Annotated in this window: 16 protein-coding genes; 12 read left to right on the top strand and 4 right to left on the bottom strand. The window is 61.6% G+C overall.

From position 1 onward, the window contains the following. The first annotated feature begins 76 nt into the window (after positions 1–76). Positions 77–655, top strand: coding sequence for a TetR/AcrR family transcriptional regulator (locus ACR0NY_RS08125; protein ID WP_170368159.1), 579 nt, complete (start codon positions 77–79; stop codon positions 653–655). Here the strand turns inward: ACR0NY_RS08125 and kynU are convergent. Further along, entirely contained in the window at positions 648–1,841 is a 1,194-nt protein-coding gene (kynU, locus tag ACR0NY_RS08120; RefSeq protein ID WP_170368160.1) for a kynureninase, read from the bottom strand. The two genes, ACR0NY_RS08125 and kynU, sit on opposite strands and share 8 nt — an antisense overlap. A gap of 198 nt (positions 1,842–2,039) precedes the next feature. On the opposite strand from kynU, the gene ACR0NY_RS08115 reads away from it, so the two are divergent. From ACR0NY_RS08115 to ACR0NY_RS08090, 6 genes are all read left to right on the top strand, one after another. Next, entirely contained in the window at positions 2,040–2,489 is a 450-nt protein-coding gene (locus tag ACR0NY_RS08115; RefSeq protein ID WP_093964875.1) for a methyltransferase family protein, read from the top strand. 130 nt (positions 2,490–2,619) lie between these two features. Then, positions 2,620–4,191 carry a Re/Si-specific NAD(P)(+) transhydrogenase subunit alpha gene (locus ACR0NY_RS08110; protein ID WP_170340345.1) on the top strand — a complete coding sequence of 524 codons (1,572 nt, stop codon included), beginning with the start codon at positions 2,620–2,622 and terminating at the stop codon, positions 4,189–4,191. A gap of 13 nt (positions 4,192–4,204) precedes the next feature. Continuing rightward, positions 4,205–5,659: an NAD(P)(+) transhydrogenase (Re/Si-specific) subunit beta gene (locus ACR0NY_RS08105; protein ID WP_170357315.1), complete on the top strand. Its 1,455-nt coding sequence runs from the start codon at positions 4,205–4,207 to the stop codon at positions 5,657–5,659. A gap of 98 nt (positions 5,660–5,757) precedes the next feature. Further along, entirely contained in the window at positions 5,758–6,114 is a 357-nt protein-coding gene (locus ACR0NY_RS08100) for a VOC family protein (protein ID WP_170368161.1), read from the top strand. Positions 6,115–6,220: 106 nt separating this feature from the next. Next, on the top strand, positions 6,221–7,498 hold the full coding sequence (locus ACR0NY_RS08095; protein WP_170368162.1) for a DUF3422 family protein: 1,278 nt from the start codon (positions 6,221–6,223) through the stop codon (positions 7,496–7,498). A gap of 69 nt (positions 7,499–7,567) precedes the next feature. After that, on the top strand, positions 7,568–8,704 hold the full coding sequence (locus ACR0NY_RS08090) for an MFS transporter (protein ID WP_170368163.1): 1,137 nt from the start codon (positions 7,568–7,570) through the stop codon (positions 8,702–8,704). Between the two features lie 7 nt (positions 8,705–8,711). Here ACR0NY_RS08090 and ACR0NY_RS08085 read toward each other — a convergent pair whose 3' ends face one another. The 3 genes from ACR0NY_RS08085 to ACR0NY_RS08075 all read right to left on the bottom strand — a co-directional run bounded on the left by ACR0NY_RS08085 (position 8,712) and on the right by ACR0NY_RS08075 (position 12,493). Further along, entirely contained in the window at positions 8,712–9,692 is a 981-nt protein-coding gene (locus ACR0NY_RS08085; protein ID WP_093964881.1) for an ABC transporter permease, read from the bottom strand. Then, positions 9,685–10,692, bottom strand: coding sequence for an ABC transporter permease (locus tag ACR0NY_RS08080; protein WP_170340351.1), 1,008 nt, complete (start codon positions 10,690–10,692; stop codon positions 9,685–9,687). Before ACR0NY_RS08080 ends, ACR0NY_RS08085 begins: the two co-directional genes overlap by 8 nt. A gap of 94 nt (positions 10,693–10,786) precedes the next feature. Continuing rightward, positions 10,787–12,493 (bottom strand): peptide ABC transporter substrate-binding protein, encoded by a 1,707-nt coding sequence (locus ACR0NY_RS08075; RefSeq protein ID WP_093965071.1) that lies wholly within the window; start codon positions 12,491–12,493, stop codon positions 10,787–10,789. A gap of 282 nt (positions 12,494–12,775) precedes the next feature. On the opposite strand from ACR0NY_RS08075, the gene ACR0NY_RS08070 reads away from it, so the two are divergent. The 5 genes from ACR0NY_RS08070 to ACR0NY_RS08050 are packed head-to-tail and all read left to right on the top strand — an operon-like array spanning position 12,776 to position 19,359. Next, a complete protein-coding gene (locus ACR0NY_RS08070) occupies positions 12,776–14,596 on the top strand; it encodes an ABC transporter ATP-binding protein (RefSeq protein ID WP_170340352.1) in 1,821 nt (606 codons plus the stop codon). Between the two features lie 5 nt (positions 14,597–14,601). Further along, on the top strand, positions 14,602–15,768 hold the full coding sequence (gene argE, locus ACR0NY_RS08065) for an acetylornithine deacetylase (protein WP_170340354.1): 1,167 nt from the start codon (positions 14,602–14,604) through the stop codon (positions 15,766–15,768). Positions 15,769–15,823: 55 nt separating this feature from the next. Continuing rightward, the gene (locus tag ACR0NY_RS08060; protein ID WP_170368164.1) at positions 15,824–16,990 is read left to right on the top strand and encodes a M20 aminoacylase family protein; all 1,167 of its coding nucleotides are present in this window, start codon (positions 15,824–15,826) and stop codon (positions 16,988–16,990) included. A 16-nt stretch (positions 16,991–17,006) separates the two neighbouring features. After that, on the top strand, positions 17,007–18,170 hold the full coding sequence (locus ACR0NY_RS08055) for a M20 aminoacylase family protein (protein ID WP_170340358.1): 1,164 nt from the start codon (positions 17,007–17,009) through the stop codon (positions 18,168–18,170). Between the two features lie 25 nt (positions 18,171–18,195). Further along, the gene (locus ACR0NY_RS08050) at positions 18,196–19,359 is read left to right on the top strand and encodes a M20 aminoacylase family protein (RefSeq protein WP_170340360.1); all 1,164 of its coding nucleotides are present in this window, start codon (positions 18,196–18,198) and stop codon (positions 19,357–19,359) included. Positions 19,360–19,384: the final 25 nt, after the last annotated feature.

Raw genomic sequence — 19,384 nt, 5'->3', positions numbered from 1 at the left:
TGGTTTCTGACATAATTGATGAAAAATGTCAGTGCGTCAATTGACAATTTCGCGCGAAACTGTCAGAGGTCAATTCATGGCGGAAAAACTGGATGATACACGGGCAAAGGCGATCCTGACTTCGGCGTTTCAGGCCTTTTCCGCCTATGGGTTCCGCAAGACCTCGATGGATGACATAGCGCGTGGCGCGGGCATGTCCCGTCCAGCGGTCTATCTGCATTACAAGAACAAAGATGCCATCGTTCGCAGCCTGACACAGGCGCATTACGCCGAAAAGATCGCGGCGGTGGCACATGCGCTGCAGGGCGACGGAGCGGTGTCCGAGATCCTGGCGCGGGCGATTGACGCGCAGATCGCCGGGATGGCGGCCATACTGGCCTCGCCGCATGGGCTTGAGATGCTGGATACCAGCAAGTCCACCGCTGCCGACATCGTGGCCGAGGGTGAGGCGGCGCTGGCGGATCTCTACGCTGAATGGCTAAAGCGCGAACTGGCGGCCGGTCGCGTGCGCCTGCCGGACGGACCGGCCGAGACCGCGCGGACCATCACCGCCGCGCTGAAGGGGATCAAGATGACCGCCTCGAACGCCGAGGAGTTCGAGCAGCGCATCGCCCAGCTGACCGCGCTGATCGGCGCGGGGCTTGAGGTCAGGTAACCCGCTGCCGGATCTTGTATTCCGGCTTGTCCCACAAACGGTTCTGCAAGATGTCGGTCAGGATCTCGACGGCGCGCGTCACGTCGCCTTCGTCGATATACAGCGGCGTGAAGCCGAACCGCATGATGTCGGGCGCGCGGAAATCCCCGATTACGCCGCGGGCGATCAGGGCCTGCATCGCCGCGTACCCGTCGGCAAACCGGAACGAGACCTGGCTGCCGCGCATCGCGGGGTCGCGGGGGCTGGCCAGTTGTAGATCGGGGCAGGTGGCCTCGACCTGCTGGATGAACTGCTCGGTCAGGGCGATGGACTGCGCGCGCACATCGTCCATGTCGGCCATGTCCCAGATATCCATCGTCGCGGCCAGCGCGGTCATCTGGATCACCGGAGGCGTGCCGACGCGCATGCGCTCGATGCCCGCGCCGGGGCGATAATCGAGGTCGAAGGCAAAGGGGGCCTCGTGCCCCAGCCAGCCCGACAGGGCCGGGCGCGCGGTGTCGGCCCATTTCGGCGCGACATAGATGAAGGCCGGGGCGCCCGGACCGCCGTTCAGGTATTTGTAGGTGCACCCGACCGCGAAATCGGCGTTGCAACCGGCCAGGTCCACCGGGATGGCCCCGGCTGAGTGGGCCAGGTCCCACACGGTGATGACGCCCCGAGCATGTGCCAGTTCGGTCAACGCCTTCATGTCGTGCTTGCGACCGGTGCGATAGTCGACCTCGGTCAGCATCAGCACCGCGACCTCGTCGGTAATGTGCTCGGCCACGGCCTCGGGGTCCACGACCCGAAGCTCGTACTCCTCGCCCAGCGAGCGCAGCAGCCCGTCAGCCATGTAGAGATCGGAGGGAAAGTTGCCATTGTCTGACAGCACCACCTTGCGCCCCGGGTTCAGCTCCAATGCCGACGCAACCGCCTGATAGACCTTGATCGACAGCGTGTCGCCTACCACGACCGTGCCGGGTGCGGCGCCGATCAGGCGGCCGATCCGATCGCCCAGGTCAGTCGGCATGCTCATCCATCCGGCCTTGTTCCACCCGGTGATCAGCATTTGGCCCCATTCCTCGGTCAGCATCTTCTGTACTTTCGCGGCCGCCGCCTTGGGCAGAGGGCCCAGCGAGTTGCCGTCCAGATACAGCACTCCTTCCGGCAGGTGGAACATGGCTTTGGTGGCGGCGAAATCGGTCATGATCAATCCCGGTGTTTTCTTGTGTCCGAACCGGGGTATCGGATCGGTGCCGGGCTGTCTACGCCCACCTGTTTGTGGCTCGGGTGCACAATATTCGGCCGCAGGGCCAAGATGCTTTGCCATCGGGGTCTGAAAGCGGTAGGACTTGGCCCGGAAGCGACATGTGTCGGTGCATGTCGTCATTCAAAAGGGATGCACATGCGCCGTATCGACGTACCGCCACTGTGGCTTTTGGGCTTCGCGGTGTTGGCCTGGTTGCAGGGCCGTTATCTGTCGCTCGGCCTGTCGCTGGAAGGCGGGTTGACCGACCTGCTGAGCGGTCTGCTGATTGGTGGGGGTATCCTGTTGGCGGTTCTGGCAATCGTAGAATTCCGCCGCCACCGTACGACGGTCATTCCGCATGAAACACCCACCGCAATGGTGCAATCGGGCATCTACAAACGCAGCCGCAATCCAATCTATCTGGGCGATGTCCTGATCCTTGCCGGGTTGATCCTGCGCTTCGATGCCGTGCTGTCGCTGGTTTTGGTTCCGGTCTTCGTCTGGGTACTGGAACGGCGGTTCATCCTGCCCGAAGAGGACCGCCTGCGCCGCACCTTCCGTGCGGACTTCGCGCGTTACGAACGCAAAACCCGTCGGTGGATCTGAAATGCGCCGACCCGTGACACAACGTAATGAATGCTGCGCTTGCGAAATAATGTTGCGCAGGATAGATCTTTGCTTAACAAACAATACCGACCACCCGCTCGGTCAGAGTGAAAATTAGGGGGACTTGCCGGTGAAAATAGGCACGCCAAAGGAAATACTGAAAGGCGAGAACCGGGTCGCGATGACTCCGGAGTCAGCCGTGCAGCTGCAGAAATTGGGCTACGAATGCGCCATCGAGAAGGGGGCCGGTGCTGCCGCCGGTTTCTCGGACGAGGCTTACGAGGCCGTCGGGGTGGAAATCGTCAAGACAGCCGCCTCTTTGTGGAAATCGTCGGACATCATCGCCAAGGTGCGCGTGCCCACCGAGACCGAAATGAAGCGCCTGACCAAGGGCAAGACGCTGATCTCGTTCTTCAACCCGGCAGGGAACGAAGAAGGGATGGAATTGGCGAAAGCCAAGGGCGCCAATGTCATCGCGATGGAAATGGTGCCCCGCATCAGCCGCGCGCAGAAGATGGACGCTTTGTCTTCGATGGCCAACATCGCCGGGTACCGTGCGGTGATCGAAGCGGGCAACAACTTTGGCCGTTTCTTCACCGGCCAGGTGACGGCCGCGGGCAAGGTGCCGCCGGCCAAGGTTTTGATCGTTGGTGCCGGCGTGGCAGGTCTGGCCGCCATCGGGACGTCGACGTCGCTTGGCGCGATCACCTATGCGTTCGATGTGCGCCCCGAGGTCGCCGAACAGGTCGAGTCGATGGGCGCCGAATTCGTCTATCTGGACTTTGAGGAAGAACAGCAGGATGGCTCGGCCACCGGTGGGTATGCTTCCGTTCAGTCCGAGGAGTTCCGCAATGCTCAGCTGGCCAAGTTCCGCGAGCTGGCGCCCGAGATGGACATCGTTATCACTACGGCCCTGATCCCCAACCGCCCGGCCCCCAAGCTGTGGCTTGAGGATATGGTCAAGGCGATGAAGCCCGGCTCGGTCATTGTAGACCTTGCGGCCGAGCGTGGAGGCAATGTCGAAGGCACCGTGCCGGATGAAAAGGTCGTGACCGACAATGGCGTGACCATCATCGGCTATACCGACTTTCCCAGCCGGATGGCGGCTCAGTCTTCGTCGCTTTATGCGACCAACATCCGTCACATGATGACTGACCTGACCCCCGACAAGGACGGTCAGATCAATCACAACATGGAAGATGACGTGATCCGTGGCGCGACCGTCACCTACGAAGGTGAGATCACATTCCCGCCACCACCGCCCAAGGTGCAGGCCATCGCGGCCAAACCCAAGGCCGAGGTCAAGGAACTGACGCCCGAAGAAAAGCGCGCGCAAGAGATCGCGGCCTTCAAGGCGCAGACCAAGCAGCAGGTTACCCTGCTGGGCGTGGGCGGGGCGCTGATGCTGTTGGTGGGGCTGGTGGCTCCGGCCAGCTTCATGCAGCATTTCATCGTCTTCGTGCTGGCCGTTTTTGTGGGCTTCCAAGTGATCTGGAACGTCAGCCACAGTCTGCACACACCGTTGATGGCGATCACCAACGCGATTTCCTCGATCATCATCGTAGGCGCGTTGATGCAGATCGGGTCGGGGTCTTTCCTCGTCATTCTGCTGGCGGCGCTGTCGATCTTCATGGCCGGGATCAACATCTTCGGCGGTTTCCTCGTAACCCGGCGCATGCTCGCCATGTTCCAGAAATCTTAAGGAGGCCGGGCACATGGAATTTGGCTTCACCACTGCCGCCTATGTCGTTGCGGCTGTTCTGTTCATCCTTTCGCTCGGCGGCCTGTCGAACCAGGAAAGCGCCAAGCGCGCGGTATGGTACGGCATCGTCGGCATGGCGCTGGCGGTGTTCGCCACGCTGGTCGGCCCCGGGTCGGGCCTGTGGCTGCTGTCGCTGCTGCTGATCATCGGCGGTGGTCTGATTGGTCAATACGTGGCGCAGCGCGTCCAGATGACCGAGATGCCGCAGCTTGTGGCCGCCATGCACTCGCTGGTGGGTCTGGCGGCGGTTTTTGTCGGCTACAACGCCCATTTTGAGATCAAGAACGTCGCCGAAGTCTTTGCGATCGTTGACGCGGCCAAGGATGCCGACCTGTCGGATCTGGGGGCCTTCGCGAAACTGATCGCCAAGAAAACTCCGGCCGAGCTGGCCATTCTGCATGTCGAGCTGTTCCTGGGCATCTTCATCGGTGCGATCACCTTTACCGGTTCGGTCGTGGCCTATGGAAAGCTGGCCGGCAAGGTGACCTCAGCGGCCACCAAGCTGCCGGGCGGGCATGCGCTGAACGCGTCGGCGGCTGGCCTCTCGCTGATCTGTCTGATTTGGTACACCGCTTCGGGTGGGTTCTTCCCGCTGTTCCTGATGACGCTGGCGGCGCTGTTCATCGGTTATCACCTGATCATGGGCATCGGCGGTGCCGACATGCCGGTCGTTGTGTCTATGCTGAACAGCTACTCGGGCTGGGCCGCGGCTGCGATCGGTTTCTCGTTGGGCAACGACCTGCTGATCGTCGTCGGCGCGCTGGTAGGCTCGTCGGGTGCGATCCTGTCCTACATCATGTGCAAGGCGATGAACCGTCACTTTGTCAGCGTGATCCTCGGCGGCTTTGGCGGCACTTCGGGACCCCAGATGGAGGTCGAAGGCGAACAGGTGGCGATCGACGCCGACGGTGTTGCAGCAGCGCTGAACGATGCCGACAGCGTCATCATCATCCCCGGCTACGGAATGGCGGTGGCGCAGGCGCAGCAATCGGTCAGCGAACTGGTCCGCAAGCTGCGCGCCAAGGGCAAGAATGTGCGCTTTGCCATCCACCCCGTCGCGGGCCGTCTTCCGGGCCACATGAACGTGCTGCTGGCCGAGGCCAAAGTGCCCTATGACATCGTGCTGGAAATGGACGAGATCAACGACGACTTTCCGGAAACAGATGTGGCGATCGTCATTGGCTCGAACGACATCGTGAACCCTGCGGCACAGGAAGACCCGAACAGCCCCATTGCCGGGATGCCGGTTCTGGAATGCTGGAAGGCCAAGCAGGTGATCGTCTCGAAACGCGGGCAGGGCACCGGGTATTCGGGCATCGAAAACCCGCTGTTCTACAAGGAGAACACCCGCATGTTCTATGGCGACGCCAAGCAGTCGCTGGACAAGCTGCTGCCAATGATCGACTGATCTGTGGCTCTTATCCTTGGAAAAGGCGCCCCTCGCGGGCGCCTTTTTCCGTTTCAGGGTATGATGCCGTATCAACCCCAATCGGCAGGAGGTGCTCCATGCATAAGGTAAACGGCATCGGCGGCGTGTTCTTCCGCGCCCGGGATCCAAAGGCTCTGTCGCAATGGTACGAGACCCATCTGGGCGTCAATCACTATGACCCGGTTCCGTGGAAGCAGCGCGAAGGCTACACCGTGTTTGCCCCATTCGCCGAAGACACAGACTATTTCGGTGATGCCGTGCAGCAATGGATGATCAATTTCCGCGTCGACGATCTGGCGGCCATGGTCGACCAGCTGCGTGCGGCTGGAATCGAGGTGGAGACCCGTGACGAATGGAACAGCGAGATCGGAAACTTCGCCCGTTTGCACGACCCCGAGGGCAATCCGATCGAGCTCTGGCAGCCAAATCAATGAGATAGCCGGCTTGTATACCGCGGTATCCATGTAAGTATATGAAATAAAAAGATAATTGATGAAATGCTTCGGTGTCGTATAGTGCCCGGAACACAAGGAGCCGCTCATGACGCCAATCGAGGATCATCCGCTGCGCTATGCGCTGGCCAATGAATTGCACGCGCGGCCGTTCCCCGTGGCGCAGGCGCCGTGCACGGTTGTATTCCTTGCGATCAAAAAACCGGTCGCCGCGGTGGCGCGCGACCGAGCCAAAGATATGGCTCACCTGATCGACCTGTTGGACCGCCACGGGGCGCAGCATCCGCAGCCCGATGCCACCCACTATGCCGGCCAGATCGGGCGGCATTGGTTGAAGTGGGAGCACCACACTGAATTCGTGACCTATACGGCCATCACTCAGAATGTCAGCGAGCGCGCGTTCAACCCCGCCGATTTCGAGGTGTTCCCCCCTGACTGGCTGATGGCCAGTCCGGGCCAGCGCGTGACCTCGATCATGCTGCGGGTGGTGCCGCGCCCGGATGACGGGGCCACGCAAGCCGCGCTGGCGGATTGGTTCGAACCGGAAAGCCTGGCGGTGTCGCGGGTGCTGGACGACTCGGCGATTTGCGCCAGCGATTTTCGCATCGACCCGGCGGGCCACATGCGGTTTGCCCTGTTCGTGTCCGAGGGGACCGGGCGCAGGCGCACCGGCCGGATCATCCAGCGCCTGTGCGAGATCGAGACCTACAAGGCGATGTCCATGTTGGGCTTTGCACGGGTCAAGGCCCTGATGCCCCAGATCGGCGAGCTGGACCGGCAACTGACCCAGTTGATGGGTGAAATGACCAAGGACACGACCCATCCAGACGATCTGCTGCCGCAATTGCTGGCCACCTCGACCGAGCTTGAGACGCTGTCGGCGCGTTCGGCCTTTCGCTTTGCCGCGACGGGGGCCTATGAGGCCATCGTGCACCAGCGGATCGAGGCGCTGCGCGAGGATCGCTTCCACGGGCGTCAGACATTCGCCGATTTCATGATGCGCCGTTATGACCCGGCCATGCGCACGGTCAAGGCAACCGAACGGCGGCTGCAGGCACTTTCGGACCGGGCCATTCGCGCCGGCGACCTGCTGCGGACGCGCGTCGATGTCGAGCGCAGCGCGCAGAACCAGGCCTTGTTGGAGAGCATGGACCGCCGGGCGGATCTGGCGCTGCGATTGCAGCACACGGTCGAAGGTCTGTCGGTGGTCGCTATCAGCTATTATGCCGTGTCGCTGGTCAGTTACCTGCTGTACCCGTTGACCAATGCGGGGATCAGCAAGGGGATGCTGACCGCAGGCGTGACGCTGCCTGTAGTGGCGCTTGTCTGGCTGGCCGTGCGCCGCATCCGCCGCACGCTGGAATAGCGCGGCTTGCCAACCGGGGCGCGGCCTGTATTGCTGCGAGGCAGATATTTCGCAGGCAGGGCAGGTTTCATGATCGGATTGGTTTCAGCCTGGCGGGCCGTGGCCGCCATGTTCATCCTGAACGGCGCCCTGTTCGGGATCTGGGCCTCGCGCATTCCGGCCGTCCGTGACCGTCTGGGGCTGAGCCACGAGGAGCTTGGTTATGGCCTGTTGTTCATGGCAGCCGGCGCGGTGTGTTCCTTTCCGGTCACCGGACGCCTGACCGACAGGTTCGGCGCGGTAACGGTGACGCGGGTGATCGCGGTTCTGTACACAGCATCACTGATCCTTCTTGCGGCCGCCGACAGCTTCGCCATGCTGGCAGCGTTCCTGTTCATCTTCGGGGCCTTCCACGGCTCGATGGATGTGGCAATGAACGCCTGGGCCGCCGAGGTCGAACAGGCCTATGCCAAACCGGTGATGTCCTCGTTCCATGCGATGTGGAGCCTCGGCGCCGGGTTGGGAGCGCTCAGCGGCTATGGCGCGGTTCAGCTGCAGCTTGACGTGTTGCCGCATTTCCTGCTGGCCGGCGGGGCAACCGTGGCGCTGGCGCTTGCCCTGTCTTGGGTTCGATGGACATCGCGGCGGGTGCAGTCTGATGTAACCGCCATCTTTGCCCTGCCCAGCGGCGTTCTGGTTCTGGTCGGGCTGACCGCGATGTGCGGCGCGCTGGGCGAGGGCGCAGTGGCTGACTGGAGCGCCATCTTCCTGCGGGATGTCACGGGTGTGGCTGAAAGCGTTGCGGCCTTGGGCTATGCCGTCTTTTCGGTGTTCATGGTTGCTGTGCGGCTGCTGGGCGGTCTCGTGATCGCCCGGTTCGGCCCGGTGCCGGTGGCCCGGGTCAGCGGAGTCTGCGCGGCCGTTGGCGTGTTCCTGGTGGTATCGGCCGGAGGCGCGGTCGGGGCGCTGGTTGGATTCGCGATGATGGGCGTGGGCTATGCGGTGATCATGCCGCTGGCTTTCAGCCGGGCCGCGAACGACCCGCATGTCCCGCCGGGGCAGGCCATCGCCAGTGTGGCCACTTTGGGATACGGAGGTTTGCTGATCGGTCCGCCGCTGATCGGGCTTCTGGCAGGTATTCTGTCACTGCGGCTGGCCTTTGCTGTCCTGCTGCCGCTGGCCGTTGTGATCGTGGTGTTGGCCGGCGCGCTCAGGCGCGCCGACTGACTTTGGTTCAGCGTCCGCGGATCCGCGGATCGAGCGCATCGCGCAGGCCGTCGCCCAGATAGTTCACGCTGAGAACGGTCAGCGAGATCGCCAGGCCGGGCCAGAACACACGCTCGGGGTATTGCTGCAGATAGTCAACACCATCGAACAGCAGCCGGCCCCAGGTGGGGAAATCGGGCGGGAAGCCCAGCCCCAGGAAGGACAGCGCGCTTTCGGTGATGATCGCCGTGGCGATGCCCAGCGTGGCCGACACCATGATCGGCGACAGCACGTTGGGCAGGATGTGCCGGGTGATGATCTGCGTGTTGCTTGTGCCGATCGAGCGGGCAGCCAGAACAAACTCGCGTTCCTTGATGGCCAGCACGTCGCCGCGCACGATCCGCGCCGTAGGCATCCACGAGGTGATTCCGATGGCGCAGACGATCAGGATGAAGATCCCGCGCTCGAGCCCGAACGCAGCGGACAGAGGCTCGCGGAACAGCAGCATCATCACCAGCAGCAGCGGCAGCAGCGGCAGGGCCAGGAACAGGTCAGTCAGGCGCATCAGCGGCCCGTCCAGCCGTTTGAAGAACCCGGCAACCACGCCGATGAACGACCCCAGGAACAGCGCCAGCAGCATCGCAGTGATGCCGACCGAGACCGAAGTCTGCCCCCCCGACATCATTCGCGCCATGATGTCCCGGCCCAGCTGATCGGTGCCGAACGGGTGGGCCCAGCTGGGCCCCTGGTTGCGGGCACGGATGTCGATCTGGGTCGGGTCGATGGTCCACAGGAACGGGCCCAGGTAGACGGCTGCGACGATGAAGATGAACAGCATTGCGCCGATCATGGCGCCCTTGTGGGTCTTGAACTGGTCCCACACGTCGCGCCACTGGCTGCGGGGCGGGGTGGTCAGTTCTTCCATTACATCGGCAGTCGGCAAGGCCGTCGAGGCCGGCGCAAGGCCCTCATCAGGGACCAGCGTGTCTGATTGATTGTGATCAGTCATAGCGGATCCTCGGGTCCAAAATGCCATAGAGAACGTCTGCGATCAGGTTGAACAGGACGATCAGCACGGCAAAGATGAAGGTCAGCGTCTGCACCATCGGCAGGTCATTGGCCTGAATGGCGCCGATTAGCAGCTGGCCGATGCCGTTCACCTTGAACACCTGCTCGGTGATGATCGCGCCACCAAATATCGCCGGGATCCCTAGGGCGATCACGGTGACCACCGGGATCATCGAGTTGCGCAGGACATGCACCATGACGACGGTGTACTCGCTCAGGCCCTTGGCGCGAGCAGTACGGACGTAGTCCTGGTTCAGGTTGTCCAGCATCGAGGCGCGCATGAACCGGCTGAGCTGCGCGGTGATCTGCAACGCCAGCACCATCACGGGCATGATCATCTGTTTCAGCTGAACGACGAAGCTGTCCCAGTCATTGACCACATGCGTCGTGTCATAGATCGACGGGAACCAGCCCAACTGGACCGAGAAGATCACGATCACCAGCACCCCCGAGAAGAACGGCGGAACCGAGAAACCGACCATCGACACGAAAGTACCCATTTGGTCGAACCACGAATACTGGCGATAGGCCGAATAGATGCCGATGGGCAGCGCGATCAGGATGGCGACCACATAAGCGGTGCCGACAACCCACAGGGTCTGCGGGATACGCTGAACGACGATGTCCATGACGGGCGAGCGGGTCTGCCACGAAATCACACGCAGGTCACCTTCGGAAAAGGTGGTGCCAAAGATGTGGTCGACCAGAACCTGCGGTTCGATCCAGAAGAACTGCACGATCCATTTCCAGAACCGGACATGCATCGGCTGGCCGAGGCCAAGCGCCTCGCGCATCTTCTCTTTGACTTCGGGCGGAACGGTAAGCGGAACCTGTGCCATCGGGTCGCCGGGGGCGAGCTCGAGCAGCAGGAAGATGACGAGGCTGATGAACAAGAGCGTCGGAACGGCCAGAATCAGTCGTCGAATGGTGAAGTTGAGCATTAAGAGGCGCCTTTATATGCGTCTTCTTGTTGGTGGAACTTGCGAAAGACCGCGCCCCGATACAGATCGGGACGCGGCTGTGCAAGGCTAGCGCTTAGGAACCGGTCTTGCGGTACCAGTCAGCGATGTTCCACAGTTCGCTGTCCCACACGTTCAGGACGACACCGCCCAGAGTGTTGGCGTGGGCCGACAGACGACCACGGTGGACCAGCGGGATCATGCCGCCGTTCTGAACCATGATGTCGTTCAGCTGCTTCGCGATTTCGGCGCGCTGCTCCAGACCGGCGGTCTGCGCCAGTTGGGCGTGCAGCTTGTCGAACTCTTCGTTGCAGAAGCGGCTGATGTTCTCACCCTGCCACTGGGTCTCGGGACGCGGTGCCTTGTCGCAAAGGCCGTTGCCCAGATAGCTTTGCGGGTCGGTGCCGTTGAAGGTGTTGGCGTACATTTCAACGTCCGCATAGAACTTCTGGAACGTGTCGGGCGAGCCCGGGTCACCACCGAAGAAGACCGAAGCGTTGATGTTGCGCAGTTCGGTTTCAATGCCGATCTGGCTCCACCATTCCTTGATCAGCGCCTGGAAGTCCTGGCGGACAGCGTTGGTCGAGGTCTGATAGACAATCTTCAGCGGAACGCCATCCTTCTCGCGGACGCCGTCGCCGTCGGTGTCGACGATGCCGGCATCATCCAGAAGTTTCTTGGCGCCTTCGATATCCTGCGTGTCGCAGGTCATCGAGGTCGAGTTGAACGCAGCCGGAGCCGGTACCCAGTTGCAGGTCACTTTACCCGCCTGGCCATAGCCGATCTCAACCAGCAGCGGGCGGTCGATTGCCATCGACATAGCCTTGTAGACCGCCGGATCCTGCAGGAACGGGTGCGGGTGCTTGGCCGTCGAACGCTCGCCTTCCGGCAGTTCGGGCGACGGGTTGGTCTGGTTCAGCATGATGCGCTCGACCAGCGGACCAAAGCCTGCCACCGGAGTGCCTTTGCCGCCTTCCTGCATCTGCGCGATCACTTCGGGCGCCAGCTGCAGGTTCCAGGCATAGTCGAACTCGCCGGTTTCCATCACGGCGCGACCGGCCGCGGTCGCATCGCCGCCGCCCTTGAAGGTCACGGTTGCGAAGGCCGGTTTCGCCGGGTCACGATAGTTGTCGTTGGCCTTGAAGGTGATCACGTCGTTCGGCTTGAACTCGGTGACGACAAACGGGCCGGTGCCGATCGGGTTGAAGTTCTGCTCGGTGCATTCCGGAGCTTTCGCGCCCATGCAGTCCGCGAACTGAGCTGCCTGGATGATCGGGCTTTCGCCGCCGACGAACGGACCGTAGGGGAACGGGGTCGGCTTGTCGAAAGTGACCTTGACGGTCAGATCATCCACAGCTTCGACGCTGGTGACGCCTTCGAACTTGGTCACCTGCGCACAGCCACCTTCGGGGTCCATGCAGTAATCGGCGGTGAATTTCACGTCGGCCGAGGTGAACGGCGTGCCATCCGACCAGGTGATCCCCGGAGCGATCTTCCACGTGATCGAGGTGAGATCCTCGCTCACACCGCCGTTTTCGACGGTCGGGATTTCGGCTGCCAGATAGGGCACCATGTTGCCGTCTTGGTCGTAGCGTGCCAGGGGTTCGATCACCAGCGAGGCCGCTTCGACGTCTTTGGTGCCGCCCGACAGGAACGGGTTCAGGATCGAGGGTGCTTGCCAATAGATGATGCTGACGTTGCCGTCCGATCCGCGCTCGGCCATGGCCATCGGGGCCATCGCCGTGCTTGCAATCGCACCAAGCAAAAGGGTTTTGATTTTCATCATACACTCCTTGTTGGACACATTCGTGTCTCGATTTTCTCCGCAAGGCCTGCGGATTTGGCGTTGCCGTGCCGGGCTCAAGTCGCTGAAACAAAAGACAATTGCGCAAATGTCTGCGCACTACGCCCAATTTCTCGGCACGGTTACGCGGGGTATCGAAACAGAGTTTGCAGAAATTGCAAGCCTTGCCGCAGCGAAACTGGCAATGCGTTTGACTTTTCCTGTCAGCCCGCCTTAGCGTTCGGCAATCAAAACACTCATGCAGCCAAGGGGAGCGCTCGCGTGCTGGATCAGCCTATCGCCCAGATCAGGGAACTTCGGGTCGAATTCCAAACCAAGGATGGGCCCGTCGTCGGGGTCGAGGACGTCTCGTTCGAGGTCCGTCCGGGCGAAACCGTTTGCATCGTGGGCGAATCGGGGTCGGGCAAGTCCGTGTCTTCGCTGTCGTTGATGCGCCTTGTTGAATTTGGCGGGGGTGAGATCGCCGGCGGACAGCTGATTTTCGACCGTACCGACGGAACCGAGCTGGATTTGGCCAAGACCGATCAGGACCTTATGAAGCAGATTCGCGGCAACGAAATCGGGATGATCTTTCAGGAGCCGATGACGGCGCTGAACCCCGTCTTCACGGTTGGGCGACAGCTGACCGAAGGGTTGCGGATTCACAAGGATATGTCCAAGTCCCAGGCCGAAGCACGGGCCCTGGAACTGCTGAAACAGGTCCGTATCCCCGAACCCGAGCGGCGGCTCAAGCAGTATCCGCACGAATTGTCGGGTGGGATGCGCCAGCGGGTTGTGATCGCAATGGCCATGGCCTGCGAGCCGCGCCTGCTGATCGCCGATGAACCCACCACGGCGCTGGACGTGACGATCCAGGCCGAGATCCTCGCTCTGATGGATCGGCTGAAGCGTGAAACCGGCACGGCGGTCATGTTCATCACCCATGACATGGCCGTGGTCGCCCAGATGGCCGACAGGGTCGTCGTCATGTACCGCGGCAACAAGGTCGAAGAGGGCACCGTCACCGAGATTTTCGAGAATCCCCAGCATGACTACACCAAGGCTCTGCTAGCCGCGGTGCCCAAGCTGGGTGAGATGCGCGGAAAGTCCGCCCCCGAGCCGATGAAGTTGTTGGGTGTCGAAGGACAGAAGATCGCCCCGATTCCCGGAACCGAGGAAGTTTTGCTGTCAGTCCGGAACCTGACCACGCGGTTCCCGGTCAAAGGCGGGATCCTGCGCCGCACCATTTCGAATGTGCATGCGGTTGAAGATGTCTCATTCACCCTGAACAGAGGGCAGACGTTGAGCCTTGTTGGGGAGTCGGGTTGTGGAAAATCCTCGGCCGGCCGCTCGATCCTGCGGTTGATAGAGCCGATGGCCGGCGAAATCAGTCTTGATGGTGTGGACATCATGAAGCTGGAACAGAAGGGCCTGCGCAAGGCCCGTCTGGATATGCAGATGATTTTTCAGGACCCATTCGCATCGCTGAACCCGCAGATGCAGTTGGTTGATCAGGTGGCCGAGCCGATGCGCAACTATGGCGTGGCATCGGGGTCGGAACTGCAGGACCGGGTCGCACAGCTGTTCGACAAGGTGCACCTGCCACGCAGCTTCATGCGCCGGTTCCCGCACGAAATGTCGGGTGGGCAGCGGCAGCGAATTGCGATTGCCCGGGCGCTGGCCCTGAACCCGAAACTGATCATTGCGGACGAAGCCGTTTCCGCGCTGGACGTTTCTGTTCAGGCGCAGGTTCTGAACCTGATGATGGAATTGCAGTCCGAACTTGGCCTGAGCTATCTGTTTATCAGCCACGACATGGCCGTGGTTGAGCGGGTCAGCCACCACGTGGGTGTGATGTATCTGGGCCGGATCGTCGAACTGGGCCCACGGGCGCGTGTTTTTGAGAACCCGCAGCACCCCTATACGCAGGCATTGATGAAGGCGGTTCCGATCGCCGATCCCAATCAGCGCAAGTCGGAAAAAGATCTGAATTTCAAACCGATCCCGTCTCCAATTCACCCAATCGGCTATGAGCCTGCGCCTTCGGAATACCGCGAGGTCGAGCCGGGTCACTTCATTCTGACGACCGACAGCGGTTACTGACCCATATGCCACAGCGCCTGACTCCGCTTGAGATCATGACCAAGCTGATCTCGTTTCCCACCGTCAGCCGCGACAGCAACCTGCCGCTGGTCGACTGGGTCGAAGACTACCTGAACGGCCACGGTATCCGTGCCCACCGATGGCCGGATCCGGATCAGCCGCACAAGGCGGCCCTGTTTGCCCATGTCGGCCCCTGGGAGGAAGGCGCGGTCGTGCTTTCCGGTCACACGGATGTGGTGCCGGTGGACGGACAACCCTGGGACAGCGACCCGTTTGTCGTGACCGAACGGGACGGCAAGTATTTCGGACGTGGCACCTGTGACATGAAGGGCTTTGACGCCCTCGCCATCTGGGCGCTGGTCGAGGCGCAGTACGCCGACGTCAAACGCCCGCTGCAATTGGCGCTGAGCTTTGACGAGGAGGTCGGCTGCACCGGTGCGCCGCCCATGATCGTCGCCATGCAGGAGGTTTTGCCCAAGGGCTCGGCCGTGGTGGTGGGCGAGCCGTCGATGATGCAGGCCGTCACCGGCCACAAGGGCGGTTTCGGCTATGATACCCATGTGGTTGGATACGAGGTGCACAGTTCGATCATGCATACCGGTGTCAATGCGATCATGTATGCAGCGCCGCTGATCGACTGGGCAAATGCCCAGAACGACATCAACATGGCGGCGGACCCCAGCGACATCGCGGCAGTCTTTGATCCTCCTTGGACAACCTGTCACGTGGGCATGATCAAGGGCGGCACTGCGCACAACATCACGGCCAAGGATTGCCGTTTCATGATGGATTTCCGGGTCGTCCCCGGCGAGCAGGCATCGACGTGGAAAGAAGCCTATCTGGAACAGGTAAGAGCGGCGGAAAGGAAGATGCAGCAAGTGCATCCGGACGCCCATATCGAGGTGAAGGCCAGCTTTGCCGTTCCGGCGTTGGTCCCGGAAACCGATGGCGAAGCCGAGACGCTGGTGCGCGCCCTTACGGGCGACAACGCTACCCATGTCGTCAGCTATGGCACCGAAGCCGGTCAGTTTCAGGAAGCCGGATACTCGGCCGTGATCTGTGGGCCCGGGGATATCGCCCAAGCGCACCAGCCGAACGAATACATCACGATCGCTCAGTTCAACGCCGGCCATGACTTCATGCAGCGTCTGATCTACAAACTGGCGGCGTGACCCAAAAGAGGCACTGGAAACTCAGGATTTCAGTCAGAAGCTCGGAGAGTTGAACATGCCGGTCAAAAACAGACTTGCCGAAATGCACGCCGAGATCACCAAGTGGCGGCGGCACCTGCATGCGCATCCCGAGTTGATGTACGACGTGCATGAAACCGCCGGCTTCGTTGTCGACCGGCTCAAGGCGTTCGGTGCCGATGAAATCACGCCGGGTATAGGCAAAACCGGTGTCGTGGCCGTGATCCGAGGGCGGACGGACACGCAGGGCCGCGTGATCGGGTTGCGGGCCGACATGGATGCCTTGCCGATCAACGAGGCGACCGGAGTGGACTATGCCTCGACCGTGCCGGGCAAGATGCATGCCTGCGGGCATGACGGGCACACGTCGATCTTGCTCGGCGCTGCGCAATACCTTGCCGAGACGCGCAATTTCGACGGAACGGTGGTACTGATCTTTCAACCGGCTGAAGAAGGCGGGGCCGGCGGTCTGGCCATGTGCCGTGATGGGCTAATGGATCGATGGGGCATTCAGGAAGTCTACGGCTTGCACAACATGCCCGGCCTGCCTGTCGGAGAGTTCGCAATCCGGCCCGGCGCGCTGCTGGCGTCGTCGGACGAGTTCGAGATTGTCGTGACCGGCAAAGGTGGCCACGCCGCCGCACCGCATGAAGCCATCGACTCAACCTTGGTCGCATCGCATATCGTGGTTGCGCTGCAATCGGTTGTATCCCGCACCGTCGATCCGATCCGACGGGTGGTGCTGACGGTGGGGACGTTTGAAACTGACAGCGTCGCCTCGAACGTGATTGCGCACACGGTCCGGCTGCAGGGCACGGTTCGCACACTGGACCCGGAATACCGTGGCATCGCCGAGGAGCGCGTGCGCCGGATCGCCGAAGACACAGCCTCGGCTTTTGGCGCCAAAGCCCGCGTGACCTGGACGCCCGGCTACCCGGTGACGGTGAATTCCGAAGCGGAAACGGCCTTCGCCGCCGAAGCCGCCGAGGCGGTGGCCGGCAAGGTCAATGACGCAACGGATCCGATCATGCCGTCGGAAGACTTCGCCTACATGCTTGAAGAACGGCCCGGAGCCTACATCTTCTTGGGGAACGGCGACACGGCCATGTGCCACCATCCCGAATACAATTTCGACGACCAGGCCATTCCGGCCGGATGCAGCTGGTTCGCCGAGCTTGTCGAACGACGAATGCCCATCGCCTGAAACAGGAAAGACAGTCATGCCGATCAAGAACCGTTTTGCCGAAATGCACCCCGAAATCACCGGTTGGCGGCGCGACATACATCAACACCCTGAAATTCTCTACGATACCCATCGGACCAGCGCATTGGTTGCCGAAAAATTGAAGGAGTTCGGTTGCGACGATGTCGTGACCGGGATTGGCCGGACCGGGGTGGTCGGTGTGATCAAGGGCAGGACCGACACCCAAGGCCGCGTGATCGGTCTGCGGGCCGATATGGATGCGCTGCCAATGCAGGAGCAGACGGGAGCGGAATATGCCTCCAAGACTGCGGGCGCCATGCATGCTTGTGGCCATGACGGTCACACTGCGATGGTTCTGGGCGCCGCCAAATATCTGGCCGAGACCCGGAACTTCGATGGGACCGCGATCGTGATCTTTCAGCCGGCCGAAGAAGGCGGCAACGGTGCTGAAGCCATGTGCCAGGACGGTTTGATGGACCGCTTCGGAATCCAGGAAGTCTATGCGATGCACAACGTGCCGGGCCTGCCGACCGGGCAGTTTGCCATTCGCTCCGGGCCTCTGCTGGCAGCGGCGGACGAGTTCGACATCCATCTTGAAGGCCGCGGCGGTCATGCCGCCAAGCCGCAGGAAACCGTGGACACGACGGTCATGCTGTCGCAACTGATCGTGGCCCTGCAGACCATCGTTTCGCGCAACGCCGACCCGATCTTGCAGGCCGTTCTGTCGGTCACTGCGGTCGAGACCTCGTCGAAAGCGTTCAACGTGATCCCGCAATCGGCCCGGCTGCGTGGCACCGTTCGCACCCATTCGAACGAGATGCGCGACCTGATCGAACAGCGGCTGAAAGAAGTTGTGCAAGGTGTCGCGGCGACCATGGGTGGCACCGCCACGGTGACCTACTCGCGCGGCGTTCCCGTCACGATCAATGCGGAAGAGCAGACTGGATATGCAGAATCCGCGGCAATTGCCGTCGGTGGCAGCTGTGCCGAGGCACCGATGGTGATGGGGGGCGAAGACTTCTCGTTCATGTTGCAGGAACGTCCCGGGGCCTTCATAGTCTTGGGAAATGGCGACAGCGCCGGGCTTCACCACCCCGAATACGATTTCAATGACGAGATCATTCCGATCGGATGCTCGTGGTTTGCAGAAATGGTCGAACGCCGGATGCCGGTGGCCTGAGATTTTTTAAGGAGAGAAGACGAAAATGCCAGTGAAGAACCGCTTTGCCGAATTGCAGGATGAAATCACCGCCTGGCGGCGTGATATTCACGAGAATCCTGAAATTCTGTTCGATACGCATCGCACCAGTGCGCTGGTCGCGGAAAAGCTGAAAGAATTCGGCTGCGACGAGGTGGTCACGGGGATTGGCCGCACCGGAGTGGTCGGGGTGATCAAAGGCAAGGCCGACACCAAGGGGAAGGTGATCGGATTGCGGGCGGATATGGACGCTTTGCCGATCCACGAGGCGACGGGGTTGGACTATGCTTCGAAAACGCCGGGTGCGATGCATGCCTGCGGCCATGACGGCCACACCGCCATGCTGCTGGGGGCGGCCAAATACCTGTCCGAAACGCGCAATTTCGACGGAACCGTCGTTGTGATCTTCCAGCCCGCCGAGGAGGGTGGCGGCGGCGGCCGCGAAATGTGCGAAGACAACCTGATGGAGCGTTGGGGCATTCAGGAAGTCTACGGAATGCACAATTGGCCCGGTAAGCCTGTGGGCAGCTTCTCGATCCGTCCGGGGGCGTTCTTCGCGGCAACTGACCAGTTCGATATCACTTTCGAAGGTCGTGGCGGTCATGCCGCCAAACCGCACGAAACCGTGGACACCACTGTCATGACTGCGCAGGCGGTTTTGGCGTTGCAGACCATCGCGTCGCGCAATGCCGATCCGATCGATCAGGTCGTTGTTTCGGTCACCTCGTTCGAGACCTCGTCGAAGGCGTTCAACGTGATCCCGCAGAAAGTGCAGATCAAGGGCACCGTGCGCACGATGAGCAAAGAGATGCGCGACCTTGCTGAGCAGCGCATCAACGAAATCTGCTCGGGCGTCGCCGCGACATTCGGCGGTACTGCCGATGTCAACTATATCCGGGGCTATCCGGTCATGATCAACAGCGACGAGCAGACCGAGTTCGCCGCCGAGGTCGCCCGCTCGGTTTCGGGGGCCTGCGAGGAGGCGCCTTTGGTCATGGGCGGCGAGGATTTCGCCTACATGCTGGAAGAGCGCCCCGGCGCCTATATCCTGGTCGGCAATGGCGACACGGCGATGGTTCACCACCCGGAATACAATTTCAACGACGAGGCGATCCCTGCCGGGTGCAGCTGGTGGGCCGAGATCGTCGAACAGCGGATGCCCGCAGCCTGATACCGTGGCGGGGGCGCAGGCCCCC

The organism is Ruegeria sp. BJ5, from assembly GCF_056537865.1.
Note: the sequence above shows the minus strand (reverse complement) of the source record. Positions and strands in the feature narration are given on the sequence as shown.

Excerpts from the sequence above, each read along its gene's own strand:
- ACR0NY_RS08125 (WP_170368159.1), top strand. The coding sequence starts at position 77 with ATGGCGGAAAAACTGGATGATACACGGGCAAAGGCGATCCTGACTTCG.
- kynU (WP_170368160.1), bottom strand. The coding sequence starts at position 1,841 with ATGACCGATTTCGCCGCCACCAAAGCCATGTTCCACCTGCCGGAAGGA.
- ACR0NY_RS08115 (WP_093964875.1), top strand. The coding sequence starts at position 2,040 with ATGCGCCGTATCGACGTACCGCCACTGTGGCTTTTGGGCTTCGCGGTG.
- ACR0NY_RS08105 (WP_170357315.1), top strand. The coding sequence starts at position 4,205 with ATGGAATTTGGCTTCACCACTGCCGCCTATGTCGTTGCGGCTGTTCTG.
- ACR0NY_RS08100 (WP_170368161.1), top strand. The coding sequence starts at position 5,758 with ATGCATAAGGTAAACGGCATCGGCGGCGTGTTCTTCCGCGCCCGGGAT.
- ACR0NY_RS08095 (WP_170368162.1), top strand. The coding sequence starts at position 6,221 with ATGACGCCAATCGAGGATCATCCGCTGCGCTATGCGCTGGCCAATGAA.
- ACR0NY_RS08090 (WP_170368163.1), top strand. The coding sequence starts at position 7,568 with ATGATCGGATTGGTTTCAGCCTGGCGGGCCGTGGCCGCCATGTTCATC.
- ACR0NY_RS08085 (WP_093964881.1), bottom strand. The coding sequence starts at position 9,692 with ATGACTGATCACAATCAATCAGACACGCTGGTCCCTGATGAGGGCCTT.
- ACR0NY_RS08080 (WP_170340351.1), bottom strand. The coding sequence starts at position 10,692 with ATGCTCAACTTCACCATTCGACGACTGATTCTGGCCGTTCCGACGCTC.
- ACR0NY_RS08075 (WP_093965071.1), bottom strand. The coding sequence starts at position 12,493 with ATGAAAATCAAAACCCTTTTGCTTGGTGCGATTGCAAGCACGGCGATG.
- argE (WP_170340354.1), top strand. The coding sequence starts at position 14,602 with ATGCCACAGCGCCTGACTCCGCTTGAGATCATGACCAAGCTGATCTCG.
- ACR0NY_RS08060 (WP_170368164.1), top strand. The coding sequence starts at position 15,824 with ATGCCGGTCAAAAACAGACTTGCCGAAATGCACGCCGAGATCACCAAG.
- ACR0NY_RS08055 (WP_170340358.1), top strand. The coding sequence starts at position 17,007 with ATGCCGATCAAGAACCGTTTTGCCGAAATGCACCCCGAAATCACCGGT.
- ACR0NY_RS08050 (WP_170340360.1), top strand. The coding sequence starts at position 18,196 with ATGCCAGTGAAGAACCGCTTTGCCGAATTGCAGGATGAAATCACCGCC.